A 12,664-nucleotide genomic window follows, 5' to 3' on the forward strand; every position below is an offset into this window, starting at 1 on the left:
GACGTCGCCGAACAGGAGGACTGCTATGAGCAGTGAGCACAAGGGCATCATCGACCCGCCCATCGACGAGCTTCTCGACAAGGTCGACTCGAAGTACCAGCTGGTGATCTACGGCGCCAAGCGCGCGCGTCAGATCAACGACTACTACACGGACCTCCACGAGGGGAACCTGTTCGACAACGTCGGGCCCCTCGTCGACTCGTCGGTCGAGGACAAGCCGCTGACGATCGCGCTGCACGAGATCCACCAGGACAAGCTGCGCCTGCGCCCCGCGGAGTGACCGCGTAAGAACTCGTCACACCGACAGGGCCTCCGTCACCGCGTGTCGGGGGCCCTCGTCATACTGGAGGGCGCGGTGCCCGCAGGCGCCGCGCCCGCCCGATCGTCTGGAGCCGCCATGAGCCTGCGCCTGTTCACGTCCGAGTCGGTCACCGAAGGACACCCCGACAAGATCTGCGACCAGATCTCGGACAGCATCCTCGACGGGCTCCTGGCGGTCGACCGCGACAGCCGCGTGGCCGTCGAGACGCTCGTGACGACCGGGCTCGTGCACGTCGCGGGCGAGATCCGCACCGACGGCTACGTCGAGATCCCCGCGATCGTGCGGCGCGTGATCAACCGCATCGGCTACACCTCGAGCGACATGGGCTTCGACGGCGACTCGTGCGGCGTGAGCGTCTCGGTCGGCGAGCAGTCGAGCGACATCGCGCACGGCGTCGACAAGGCGCTCGAGCAGCGCGAGGGCGACTCGATCGACCGCTTCGACGTGCTCGGAGCGGGAGACCAGGGCATCATGTTCGGCTTCGCCACGAACGAGACCCCGCAGCTCATGCCGATGGCGGCATGGACGGCGCACCGGCTCGCCGAGCGCCTCACGGAGGTGCGCCGCAGCGGCGAGCTGCCGTTCCTGCGCCCCGACGGCAAGACCCAGGTCACGCTCGGCTACGAGGGATTCACTCCCCGGACGATCGACGCGGTCGTGCTCTCGACGCAGCACCACCCGAAGATGACGCAGGAGGAGCTCCGCGACGAGGTCGAGAGGTCGGTCATCCGCCCCGTCCTCGAGCAGACCGGGCTCGACGCCGAGGGCGTCAAGCTCTACATCAACCCCGCAGGGCCGTTCGTGACGGGCGGTCCGAAGGGTGACGCGGGCCTCACGGGGCGCAAGATCATCATCGACACGTACGGCGGCGCGTCGCGCCACGGCGGCGGCGCCTTCAGCGGCAAGGACCCGTCGAAGGTCGACCGCTCGGCCGCATACGCCATGCGGTGGGTCGCGAAGAACGCGGTGGCGGCAGGACTCGCCGATCGCCTCGAGGTGCAGGTCGCGTACGCGATCGGCAAGGCGAACCCGGTGGGCCTGTACGTCGAGTCCTTCGGGACGGGCAAGGTCTCGGACGACGTGATCATCCGCGCGATCGAGCAGGTCTTCGACCTGCGCCCCGCGGCGATCATCGAGCACCTCGACCTGCTGCGCCCGATCTACGCGCAGACCGCCGCGTACGGCCACTTCGGCCGCGAGCTGCCCGACTTCACCTGGGAGCAGACCACGCGCGTCGAGGAGCTGCGGCGCGCCGCAGGGCTCTGACGACGGGACGCGGGCGATGACACGCCGCATCGCGCGCGTGCAGCTCGACTCCCCGCTGCCGCAGCTCGACCGGCTCTTCGACTACGCGATCCCGCGCGAGCTCCTCGACGACGTCGCGCAGGGCGTGCGGGTGAAGGTGCCCCTGCGGACGGCCGGGCGGGTCGTCGAGGGCTTCGTCGTCGAGATCGACGACGAGGACGACGCCGACCGGCCGCTGTCGGAGATCGACCAGGTCGTCTCGAGCGCGCCCGTTCTGCCCGAGCGCCTCTACCGTCTCGCGCGCTCGGTCGCCGACCGTGCGGCGGGCTCCGCCGCGGACGTCCTGCGCCTCGCCGTGCCCAAGCGGATGGTGAGGGCCGAGAAGGCGTGGCTCGCGTCAGAGGCGCGCACGGCGCCGGTGGTGCTGTCGGCGGAGAGGCGGCGGGCCGAGGCGGTGCTCGAGGAGTTCCCGACACTGCGCGAGCAGCTGCTCGCGGGGGAGCGCGTCGCGGTGGATGCGCCGCCGCGGCTCGTCGACGGCCGGCCGGCCTGGGCGCGCCTGCTCGCGGCCGCCGCCGCCACGATGCTCGCCGCCGGACGCTCGGCGATCGTCGCGGTCCCGGACCACCGAGATCTCGACCTCCTGCAGGAGCAGCTCCTCCCGCTGGTCCCGGACGGGGCGATCGTCCGCCACGATGCGGGTCAGTCCGGCCCCGAGCGCTACGCGGGATACCTGCGCACGCTCGAGGCCGCGCCGTGCATCGTGATCGGCAACCGCTCGGCCGTCTACGCACCCGTGAGCGACGCGGGGCTCGTCGCGATCTGGGACGACGGCGACCCGCTGCTCGAGGAGCCGCTCGCGCCGTACGCCCACGCGCGCGACGTCGCTCTCGTGCGCCAGAGCATCGACGGCTGCGCGCTCCTGTTCGCCGGGCACACGCGGACGACCGACGTCGAGCGGCTCGTGTCGATCGGGTTCGTCGCGGAGGTGCAGGCGCCGCGCCGGATCGCGCCGCGCGTGGTGCTCAGCACAGCTCCCGAGCACGAGCAGGTCGCCGCGCGCATCCCGTCGGCGAGCTTCCGCGCCGTGCGCGAGGCGATCGCCGAGGGACCCGTGCTCGTCCAGGTCGCGCGTCCGGGCTATGCGCCGTCGCTCGTGTGCGCGGACTGCCGCACGCCGACGCGCTGCGCCCACTGCGGAGGACCGCTCCACGCGCGAGCGCGCGGTGCGACGCCCGTGTGCGCGTGGTGCGGGCGGTCGGCTCATGCGTGGTCCTGCCCGCAGTGCTCATCGACGCGGCTCCGGCTCGCGTCATCGGGCAGCGAGCGCACGGCCGACGAGCTCGGTCGCGCGTTCCCCGGTGCGCGGGTCGTCGTGGCCGACGGCGCGCATCCCGTCCGGGAGGTCGACGACCGGCCGGCGCTCGTCGTCGCGACGCGCGGCGCCGAGCCGCTCGCGCCGGGCGGCTACCGCGCCGTGCTCCTCCTGGACGGCGACCGCATGCTCCAGGCGCCCGACCTCAGGATCGGCGAGCACTGCCTGCGCTGGTGGTCGAACGCCGCGGCCCTCGCGGCGCCCGACGCGCCCGTGCATCTCGTCGGGGTGTCGGGGCCGGTCGGCCGAGCCCTCGCGAGCTGGACGCAGCCGCACTACGCCCGGCTGGAGCTCGGCGAGCGCGCGCCCCTGCGCATGCCGCCGGCCTCGCGCGTGGCCCGGCTGGAGGGCGACACGGCGGCCGTCGACGCGGCGCTCCGCTCGCTCGCGGAGGACGTGCCCGGGCTCCCGCTCGACGCGATCCTCGGGCCGGTGCCGATCGATCGCGACGGGTATCCGGGCTCGCGCGCGCTCATCCGCTTCGACTACGGCCGCGGTCCGGCGGTGACCCGGTCGCTGCGCGCGTCGGTCGTCGCGGCGGCCATGAAGGCCCGCGGCCGCGCGAAGGACTCACGAAGCCGCAAGGCGGCCCGCAATACACTCGCAGTGCGCGTCGACATCGCCGACCCCGAGCTCTGAAGGACCAGCCGTCATGACCTCCCCTCGCCCGCTCCGGCTCGTGTTCGCCGGCACCCCCGACGTCGCCGTGCCCTCGCTGCGCGCCCTGCACGCGGCGGGTCACGACATCGCGGCCGTCGTCACGCGCCCCGACGCGCCGCTCGGCCGCAAGCGCGTGCTCACCCCGTCGCCCGTCGCGCAGGCGGCCGACGAGCTCGGCCTGCGCGTGATCAGGGCCGCGCGCCTCGACGCCGACGCGACCGAGGCGATCACCGCTCTGGCCCCCGAGCTCGCCGTCGTCGTCGCCTACGGCGGCCTGGTGCGCGAGCCCCTCCTGTCGGCTCCGCGGCACGGATGGATCAACCTCCACTTCTCGCTCCTGCCGCGCTGGCGCGGGGCCGCCCCCGTGCAGCACGCGCTCATCGCGGGCGACGCCGAGCTCGGGACCGCCGTGTTCCAGCTCGTGCGCGAGCTCGACGCGGGCGACGTCTACGCGCAGGAGGCCGTGCCGCTTCCCGACGACGCGACGGCGGGGGAGGCCCTCGCGGTCCTCGCCGAGGCCGGCGCGGCGCAGCTCGTCGACGTCGTGTCGACCATCGCCGCGGGGAACGCGCAGGCGAGGCCGCAGGAGGGCGACCCGACCCCGGCACCCAAGCTCGAGCTCGCCGACGGCCTCCTCGAGTGGACCGAGCCCGCGGACCGCGTGTTCGCGCGGTACCGGGGCGTGACGCCCGAGCCGGGCGCGCACACGACGCTCGACGGCGCGCGCTTCAAGATCCTGCGGATGGCGAGGGCGGGCGCGGGCGCGCCGCTCGCGCCGGGGGAGACCGCGGCGGCGAAGGACGGCGTCCTCGTCGGCACCGGGACCGAGCCGCTTCTGCTGACCCGCGTCCAGCCGGCGGGCAAGGGGGCGATGGCCGCGGCCGACTGGTTCCGCGGGCTGCGCGAGACGGCGCGGCTGGGCGCATGAGCGCCGCACCACGCCGCGGCGACCGCCGCACCGTCGTCCGGGTGCAGCCGGCCCGCCAGGTCGCGTTCGCCGTGCTGCGCGCGGTGTCGTCGTCCGACGCGTACGCGAACCTCCTGCTGCCGCGCGAGATCGAGCGCGCGGGCCTCACAGGACCCGACGCGGGCCTCGCGACCGAGCTCGCATACGGCACGCTCCGCCGTCTCGGGACGTACGACGCGATCATCCGCCTCGCAGCCGATCGCGAGCCGGATGCGATCGATGCGCCCGTGCTCGATGCCCTGCGCCTCGGCGCGCACCAGCTCCTCGCGACGCGCGTGGCGCCGCATGCCGCCGTCAACGAGTCTGTCCAGCTCGTGCGCGACGAGGCGGGGCCGCGCGCCGCGGGCTTCGCGAATGCCGTGCTGCGGAGGGTCGGCCAGGACGATCTCGCCACGTGGACCGACCGGGCGGCCGCGTCGGCCCGATCCGACGACGAGCGCCTCGCGATCGCGTCGGCGCACCCGGTGTGGGTGATCCGCGCGCTGCGGCGCGCCCTCGCGGCCGAGGGGCGCGAGAGCGAGCTCGACGCGCTGCTCGCGGCCGACAACGCCTCGCCGTCGGTGACGATGGCGGCGCTGCCCGGTCTCGCGGAGGCGCAGGGCGAGCCGACGCCGCACTCCCCGGTGGGCTTCCGCCTCGGCGGCGGCGATCCCGAGCCCCTCGTGCGCGCATCGGGCGGAGCCCTGCGCGTGCAGGACGAGGGCTCGCAGCTCGTCGCGCTCGCGCTGTCGCGCCTCGCACCGGTCGCGCCGGCCGAGCGGTGGCTCGACCTGTGCGCGGGCCCGGGCGGCAAGACCGCGCTCCTCGCCGCGGAGGCGCTCGCGGGCGGCGCGCGCCTCGAGGCGAACGAGGTCGTGCCCGCGCGGGCCGGCCTCGTGCGCAGGGCGCTCGCCCCTGTGCCGCTCGAGGTCGTCGTGCACGAGAGGGACGGGCGGGAGCTCGCGGCCGCCCAGCCCGGCTCGTTCGACCGGATCCTCGTCGACGCGCCGTGCACGGGGCTCGGCGCTCTCCGTCGGCGGCCGGAGGCGCGGTGGCGCAAGCAGCCGTCCGATGTCGCCGAGCTCGCCGTCATCCAGGCACAGCTGCTCGACGCCGCGGTCACCGCGCTCGCGCCGGGCGGCACGGTCGCGTACGTGACGTGCTCCCCGCATCTCGCGGAGACGTCGGCGATCGTGCGCGAGATCGTCGAGCGACGCGGATCCGACGTCGAGGAGCTCGACGCCCGCGCCGCGCTGCAGGCGGTCGCCCGCACGCCCCTCGACCTCCCCGCCCCGGCCGACGGGTCGGGCCACGCGCAGCTGTGGCCGCATCGGCACGGGACCGACGCGATGTTCCTCGCGCTCCTGCGGAGGCGGTGACCCGCCGCGACGCGCGATAATGGCGGGGTGACACTCCCCGGCGCGCCGCGCATCAACCCGAGCATCCTGTCCGCCGACTTCGTCAACATGCAGGCCGACCTCGAGCGGATCGCGACGGCCGACTTCGTGCATGTGGACGTCATGGACAACCACTTCGTGCCGAACCTCACGTTCGGGCCGCAGATGGTGCAGCGCATCCAGGAGACGAGCCCCGTGCCGCTCGACGTCCACCTCATGATCACGGATGCGAACCGGTGGGCGCCGGGCTACGCCGAGCTGGGGGCGGCGTCGGTGACGTTCCACCTCGAGGCGTCGCACGACCCGGTCGCGCTCGCCCGCCGCCTGCGCGGCATCGGCGCGAGGGCCGGTGTCGCCATCAAGCCCGGCACGCCGGCCGACGCCCTCTACGAGCACCTGCACGAGTTCGACCAGATCCTCGTGATGACCGTCGAGCCCGGGTTCGGCGGCCAGTCCTTCATGCCCGAGATGATGCCCAAGCTCCGGGCCCTCGCCGAGGAGGCGCGTCGCGTCGGGGCGCCGGTGTGGTTCCAGGTGGACGGCGGCATCTCCGAGTCCACGATCGCGCAGGCCGCCGAGGCCGGCGCCGACACGTTCGTCGCGGGCTCCGCGGTGTTCGGCGCCGCGGACATCGACGTCGCGATCGCCGACCTCCGCGCCCTCGCCGCGGAGCACGTGCACGCGAACCGGTAGCCTTGACGGGTGAAGAACTTCGACGACCTGTTCGCCGAGCTGGCTGAGAAGGCCCAGACGCGTCCGGAGGGCTCCGGGACCGTCAAGGAGCTCGACGCCGGCATCCACTTCATCGGCAAGAAGATCGTGGAAGAGGCCGCCGAGGTGTGGATGGCCGCGGAGTACGAGTCCGACGCCGAGGCCGCGGAGGAGATCTCGCAGCTGCTGTACCACCTCCAGGTGCTCATGCTCGCGAAGGGCCTCACCCTCGAGGACGTGTACCGACATCTGTGAGCCGCACCGCTCATCCGTCTGACACCCCGATCGAAAGACCTCGCATGCTCCGCATCGCCGTTCCCAACAAGGGCTCGCTCTCCGAGACCGCCGCCGAGATGCTCGCGGAGGCCGGCTACGCCGGTCGCCGCGACTCGAAGTCGCTGCACCTCATCGACGCCGCCAACGACGTCGAGTTCTTCTACCTGCGCCCGCGCGACATCGCCACGTACGTCTCCGCCGGCGCGCTCGACGTCGGCATCACCGGCCGCGACCTGCTCCTGGACGTGCGGATGTCCGCCCGGGAGATCGAGACGCTCGGCTTCGCGACGTCGACGTTCCGCTTCGCCGCCCCTCCCGGGCGCTTCGCGGGCGTGGCCGATCTCGACGGCGCGCGCATCGCGACGTCGTACCCCGGGCTCGTCGACTCGTTCCTCGACAGCCACGGCGTCGCCGCCGACCTCGTGCCGCTGGACGGCGCCGTGGAGTCGGCCGTCGAGCTCGGCGTCGCCGACGCGATCGCCGACGTCGTCGAGACCGGCACGACCCTCCGGCAGGCCGGACTCGACATCTTCGGGCCCGTGATCCTCGAGTCCGAGGCCGTGCTCATCCAGGGCCCGCGCGAGCACGCGGGCATCGAGACGCTCCTGCGCCGCCTGCGCGGCGTGATGGTCGCCCGGCAGTACGTCATGCTCGACTACGACCTCCCCGCGGCGCTCGTCGACCGCGCCGTGGAGATCGCCTCCGGCATCGAGTCGCCCACCGTGTCGCCGCTGCGCGACCCCGAGTGGGTGGCCGTGCGCGTCATGGTCCCGCGCCGCGGCGTGAACCGCGTGATGGACGAGCTGTACGGCATCGGCGCGCGCGCGATACTCGTCACGGCCATCCACAACGCGCGCCTCTGATGAGCGTCGTCACCCGGGTCATCCCGTGCCTCGACGTGGCCGGCGGCCGCGTCGTCAAGGGCGTCAACTTCGAGAACCTCCGCGAGATGGGCGACCCCGTCGAGCTCGCCCGCCGGTACTTCGAGCAGGGCGCCGACGAGCTCACCTTCCTCGACGTCACGGCGACGGTCGACGAGCGCGCCACGACCTACGATGTCGTGCGGCGCACGGCCGAGGAGGTCTTCATCCCGCTCACGGTGGGCGGCGGCGTCCGCTCGGTCGACGACGTCGCGCGGCTCCAGGGCGTGGGCGCCGACAAGGTGGGCGTCAACTCGGCCGCGATCGCCCGCCCCGGTCTGCTCGACGAGATCGCCGACCGGTTCGGCGCGCAGGCGCTCGTGCTCTCGCTCGATGTCAAGCGCTCGCCCCGCACGCCCTCCGGGTTCGTCGTGACGACCCACGGCGGCAAGAAGGAGACCGACCTCGACGCGCTCGCGTGGGCGCGCGAGGCGATCGAGCGCGGCGCGGGCGAGCTGCTCGTGAACTCGATCGACGCCGACGGCACGAAGGCCGGCTTCGACCTCGAGCTCGTGGGGCTCATGCGCGAGCTCGCGAGCGTGCCCGTGATCGCGTCGGGCGGGGCAGGCGACGTGTCGCACTTCGCGCCCGCCGTGCGCGCGGGCGCCGACGCGGTGCTCGCGGCGAGCGTCTTCCACTCGGGCCAGATGACGATCGGCGAGGTCAAGCAGGCGCTGCGCGCCGACGGGATCGAGACGCGATGAGCGAGGTCGACGACCGCATCGCGCGCGTGGCGTTCGGCCCCGACGGGCTCGTCCCCGCGATCGTGCAGCAGTGGGACACGCGCGAGGTGCTCATGCTCGCGTGGATGGACGCCGAGGCCCTGCGCCGCACGCTGACCTCGGGACGGGTGACCTACTGGTCGAGGTCGCGGCGCGAGTACTGGCGCAAGGGCGACACGTCCGGGCACATCCAGATCGTGAAGGGCGCGAAGCTCGACTGCGACGGCGACGTCGTCCTGCTCGAGATCGACCAGATCGGGCCCGCGTGCCACACGAACACGCGCACGTGCTTCGACAGCGACACCTCCCGCCCCGAGGTGGGCGACCGCGACCTCCACCCGGTGGTCGGATGACCGACGGGCGGATGGGCGCGGCGCCCGGCGAGGGGGCGCTCGCGCGGCGCGGGCGGATGATCGCGGTGCTCGCGGCGCTCTCGGGCGCGGCGCTCGCGCTGATCGGATCGACGCAGACGTGGCTCACCGCCTCGGTCGCCGGCGCGACGCTCCCGGTCGCCGGCTCCGAGGCGGTCTCGGTGCTCCAGCCGCTCTCGCTCGCGGCCCTCGCGCTGTCGCTCGTGCTCGCGATCGTGGGCCCGGTCGTCCGCTACGTCCTCGCGGCGCTCGCGGTCGCGGTCGGCGGAGGGATCGCGTGGCTGAGCGCTGCGCTCGTGGCGGCACCGCGCGCGACGGCGGCGTCGGCCGTCGTCACCGAGCACACCGGCATCGCCGGGGAGTCGGCGATCGAGGACCTCGTGCAGGGGATGACCCTCACCCCGTGGCCGGCGGTGACCATCGTCGCGGGCGCGCTCATCGCGCTCGCGGGCCTGTGGACCCTCGGCACCGCTCACGCATGGCGGCGCGCGGGGCGCCGCTACGAGAAGCGCTCCGCCCGCACGGCCGCGGCCGACGACGCCCCGCTCGATGCGATCGACTCGTGGGACGACCTGTCCCGCGGCGACGACCCCACCCGCTGACGGCGGCAGGGGCCAGCGCCCGGCCCCGATAGACTGGACGACGTTCCCAGCAGCACGGAGGATGACACGACATGACCCACTCGATCGACGACCCCGGACACGGACACTCGCCCGCCGCCTGGAGCGCTGTGCTCATCATGCTCCTCGGGCTCTCCGTCGCCGCGGTCGCGCTGTTCCTGTGGGTGCCGTGGCTGCTCATCGCCTCGGCCGCGGTCTTCCTGATCGGACCCATCGTGGGCTTCATCCTCACGAAGGCGGGCTACGGCGCAGGCGGATCCAAGTACCAGCCCAAGGCGCACTGATGTCGCTCCTGGCCGAGCTCACGGCCGGGGCCGTCGAGGACGCCGAGGCGCGCAGGGCCGAGCGGCCCTCGGCCCTCGTCGAGAGCGCAGCCGCCGCACAGGCGCCTGCGCTCGACGTCGTCTCCGCGCTCCGTCCCGACGCCCGGGTGAAGATCATCGCCGAGGTGAAGCGCGCGAGCCCCTCGCGCGGCGACCTCGCCGCGATCCCCGACCCCGCGCTGCAGGCGGGGCTGTACGAGCAGGGCGGAGCGTCGGCCATCTCGGTTCTCACCGAGCAGCGCCGGTTCAAGGGCAGTCTCGCCGACCTCGCGGCGGTGCGCGCCCGCGTCTCGCTCCCGGTGCTGCGCAAGGACTTCATCGCGACCCCGTACCAGGTGCTCGAGGCCCGCGCGGCCGGCGCCGACATCGTGCTGCTCATCGTGGCGGCGCTCGAGCAGCCCGTGCTCGAGGAGCTCTACCGGCTCACGATCGAGCTCGGGATGACGCCCCTCGTCGAGGCCCACTCCGCCGATGAGGTCGCGCGCGCCGCGGATCTGGGCGCCGATCTCATCGGCGTGAACGCACGCGACCTGTCGACCTTCGAGCTCGACCGCGACCTGTTCGGGCGGCTCGTCGACGGCTTCCCCGCCGGCGCGATCCGCATCGCCGAGTCGGCGGTGCTCTCTCCCGATGACGTCGCGCACTACCGCGAGGCGGGCGCGGATGTCGTGCTCGTGGGCGAAGCGCTCGTCACGGGCGACCCGGTTTCCACGCTCGGCGCGTTCCTCGCCGCCGGCGACTTCGCAGCAGGGGAGAGGCGCGCATGAGCCTTCGCGAGCAGCCCGGCCCGTTCTTCGGCGACTTCGGCGGGCGCTACATGCCCGAGTCGCTCATCGCGGCGATCGACGAGCTCGCGGTCGCGCACGAGGAGGCGATGGCCGACCCCGCCTTCCACGCAGAGCTGAACGCGCTCCTCGCGGACTACGCCGGCCGCCCGTCGGCCCTCACGGAGGTGCCGCGCTTCGCGGAGCATGCGGGCGGCGCCCGCATCTTCCTCAAGCGCGAGGATCTCAACCACACGGGCAGCCACAAGATCAACAACGTCCTCGGCCAGGCGCTGCTCACGAGGCGGCTCGGCAAGACGCGCGTGATCGCCGAGACGGGCGCCGGCCAGCACGGCGTCGCCACGGCGACCGCGGCCGCGCTCTTCGGGCTCGAGTGCCGCATCTACATGGGCGAGGTCGACACCGAGCGCCAGGCGCTCAACGTGGCGCGCATGCGCCTGCTGGGCGCCGAGGTCGTGGCCGTCAAGACCGGCTCGCGCACCCTCAAGGACGCGATCAACGAGGCGTACCGCGAGTGGGTGTCGAGCGTCGAGACGACGAACTACATCTTCGGCACGGCCGCGGGCCCGCACCCGTTCCCCGCGATGGTCCGCGATTTCCAGAAGATCATCTCCGACGAGGCGCGCGCGCAGCTCCTCGAGCGCGTCGGGCGCCTGCCCGACGCCGTCCTGGCGTGCGTCGGCGGCGGATCGAACGCGATCGGCATGTTCGACGCGTTCATCGACGACCCCGGCGTGCGGCTCTTCGGCGTCGAGGCGGCGGGCGACGGCGTCGACACCCCGCGTCACGCCGCGTCGATCGAGCGCGGTCGTCCGGGCGTCCTGCACGGAGCGCGCACCTTCGTGCTGCAGGACGAGGACGGCCAGACCGTCGAGTCGCACTCGATCTCCGCCGGCCTGGACTATCCGGGCGTCGGCCCCGAGCACTCGTGGCTCGCCTCGATCGGGCGCGCGGAGTACATCCCCGCGACCGACGCCGAGGCGATGGACGCGCTGCGCCTGCTGAGCCGGACCGAGGGCATCATCCCCGCGATCGAGTCGGCCCATGCGCTCGCCGGCGCGCTGCGGATCGGGCGCGAGCTCGGGCCGGACGCCGTGCTCGCGGTGTGCCTCTCCGGCCGCGGCGACAAGGACATGGACACGGCCGCCCGCTGGTTCGGCCTCTACGACGAGGGAGCCGACGCGTGAGCCGTGTCGAGGACGCGATCGCCCGGGCCGCTGCCGACGGACGAGGAGCCTTCATCGGCTACCTCCCTGTGGGGTTCCCCGACCTGCAGACGAGCATCGACGCGGCCGTCGCCCTCGCCGAGAACGGCGTCGACATCATCGAGCTGGGCCCGCCCTACAGCGACCCCGTGATGGACGGCCCCATCATCCAGGAGGCGACGAACGCGGCGCTCCAGGCGGGCTTCCGCACCGAGCACCTCTTCACGGCACTGCGCGAGATCACGGCGCGCACCGATGTGCCCGTGCTCGTCATGACGTACTGGAACCTCGTCGTCCAGCGCGGCGTCGACCGCTACGCCGACGAGGTGCGCGCCGCGGGCGGCGCGGGGCTCATCACGCCGGACATCACCCCGGACGCCGCGGCCGACTGGATCGCCGCGTCCGAGCGCACGGGACTGGACCGCGTCTTCCTCGCGGCGCCGACCTCGACCGACGACCGGCTCGATCTCATCGTCGGCGCGACGACGGGCTTCGTCTACACCGTCTCGACCATGGGGATCACGGGGGAGCGCGCGGAGCTCGACAAGGCCGCCAGGGCGCTCGTGGGCCGCCTGCGCGCGCACGGCGCCGCACGCGCGTGCGTCGGCATCGGCGTCTCGAGCGCCGAGCACATCGCGAGCATCGTGGAGTACGCCGACGGCGCGATCGTCGGCACCGCCCTCGTGCGCGCGCTGCGGGACGGCGGGGTCGAGGGCCTCGCCGAGAAGACCCGCGAGCTCGCGGCGGGCACCGTGCGTCACGGAGCCGCACCCGAGAGGAATTAGA

At 73.7% G+C, this 12,664-nt stretch carries 15 protein-coding genes; all 15 read left to right on the forward strand.

Annotated features, from left to right (window positions below; translation table 11 throughout):
* Positions 1-25 precede the first annotated feature (25 nt).
* The 15 genes from rpoZ to trpA all read left to right on the forward strand — a co-directional run bounded on the left by rpoZ (position 26) and on the right by trpA (position 12,663).
* Positions 26-280 carry a DNA-directed RNA polymerase subunit omega gene (rpoZ, locus tag ACWXWW_RS08715; protein ID WP_156241330.1) on the forward strand — a complete coding sequence of 85 codons (255 nt, stop codon included), beginning with the start codon at positions 26-28 and terminating at the stop codon, positions 278-280.
* 117 nt (positions 281-397) lie between these two features.
* A complete protein-coding gene (gene metK, locus ACWXWW_RS08720; RefSeq protein WP_271171797.1) occupies positions 398-1,588 on the forward strand; it encodes a methionine adenosyltransferase in 1,191 nt (396 codons plus the stop codon).
* Between the two features lie 16 nt (positions 1,589-1,604).
* Positions 1,605-3,581 (forward strand): primosomal protein N' family DNA-binding protein, encoded by a 1,977-nt coding sequence (locus tag ACWXWW_RS08725; protein WP_455969631.1) that lies wholly within the window; start codon positions 1,605-1,607, stop codon positions 3,579-3,581.
* 13 nt (positions 3,582-3,594) lie between these two features.
* A complete protein-coding gene (gene fmt, locus ACWXWW_RS08730; protein WP_455969632.1) occupies positions 3,595-4,530 on the forward strand; it encodes a methionyl-tRNA formyltransferase in 936 nt (311 codons plus the stop codon).
* Complete coding sequence (locus ACWXWW_RS08735) at positions 4,527-5,927, forward strand: RsmB/NOP family class I SAM-dependent RNA methyltransferase (RefSeq protein ID WP_455969633.1); 1,401 nt, start codon at positions 4,527-4,529, stop codon at positions 5,925-5,927. Before fmt ends, ACWXWW_RS08735 begins: the two co-directional genes overlap by 4 nt.
* Before the next feature lie 27 nt (positions 5,928-5,954).
* Positions 5,955-6,638 (forward strand): ribulose-phosphate 3-epimerase, encoded by a 684-nt coding sequence (rpe, locus tag ACWXWW_RS08740; protein ID WP_282977689.1) that lies wholly within the window; start codon positions 5,955-5,957, stop codon positions 6,636-6,638.
* Positions 6,639-6,647: 9 nt separating this feature from the next.
* Positions 6,648-6,911, forward strand: a complete 264-nt coding sequence (locus ACWXWW_RS08745) for a phosphoribosyl-ATP diphosphatase (protein WP_271171802.1) — start codon at positions 6,648-6,650, stop codon at positions 6,909-6,911.
* Between the two features lie 44 nt (positions 6,912-6,955).
* Positions 6,956-7,795: an ATP phosphoribosyltransferase gene (gene hisG, locus ACWXWW_RS08750; protein ID WP_271171803.1), complete on the forward strand. Its 840-nt coding sequence runs from the start codon at positions 6,956-6,958 to the stop codon at positions 7,793-7,795.
* Complete coding sequence (gene hisF / locus ACWXWW_RS08755; protein ID WP_271171804.1) at positions 7,795-8,556, forward strand: imidazole glycerol phosphate synthase subunit HisF; 762 nt, start codon at positions 7,795-7,797, stop codon at positions 8,554-8,556. Before hisG ends, hisF begins: the two co-directional genes overlap by 1 nt.
* Positions 8,553-8,927 carry a phosphoribosyl-AMP cyclohydrolase gene (gene hisI / locus ACWXWW_RS08760; protein ID WP_271171805.1) on the forward strand — a complete coding sequence of 125 codons (375 nt, stop codon included), beginning with the start codon at positions 8,553-8,555 and terminating at the stop codon, positions 8,925-8,927. The genes hisF and hisI overlap by 4 nt, the downstream gene beginning before the upstream one ends.
* Positions 8,924-9,547, forward strand: a complete 624-nt coding sequence (locus tag ACWXWW_RS08765; protein ID WP_455969634.1) for a Trp biosynthesis-associated membrane protein — start codon at positions 8,924-8,926, stop codon at positions 9,545-9,547. Before hisI ends, ACWXWW_RS08765 begins: the two co-directional genes overlap by 4 nt.
* A 71-nt stretch (positions 9,548-9,618) precedes the next feature.
* Positions 9,619-9,849 carry a DUF6704 family protein gene (locus ACWXWW_RS08770; protein WP_271171807.1) on the forward strand — a complete coding sequence of 77 codons (231 nt, stop codon included), beginning with the start codon at positions 9,619-9,621 and terminating at the stop codon, positions 9,847-9,849.
* Positions 9,849-10,655, forward strand: coding sequence for an indole-3-glycerol phosphate synthase TrpC (gene trpC / locus ACWXWW_RS08775; RefSeq protein ID WP_455969636.1), 807 nt, complete (start codon positions 9,849-9,851; stop codon positions 10,653-10,655). The genes ACWXWW_RS08770 and trpC overlap by 1 nt, the downstream gene beginning before the upstream one ends.
* Complete coding sequence (trpB, locus tag ACWXWW_RS08780) at positions 10,652-11,860, forward strand: tryptophan synthase subunit beta (protein WP_282977692.1); 1,209 nt, start codon at positions 10,652-10,654, stop codon at positions 11,858-11,860. The genes trpC and trpB overlap by 4 nt, the downstream gene beginning before the upstream one ends.
* Positions 11,857-12,663 carry a tryptophan synthase subunit alpha gene (gene trpA / locus ACWXWW_RS08785; protein WP_282977693.1) on the forward strand — a complete coding sequence of 269 codons (807 nt, stop codon included), beginning with the start codon at positions 11,857-11,859 and terminating at the stop codon, positions 12,661-12,663. Before trpB ends, trpA begins: the two co-directional genes overlap by 4 nt.
* Position 12,664 lies beyond the last annotated feature (1 nt).

It is taken from the genome of Microbacterium sp. KNMS, from assembly GCF_053851835.1.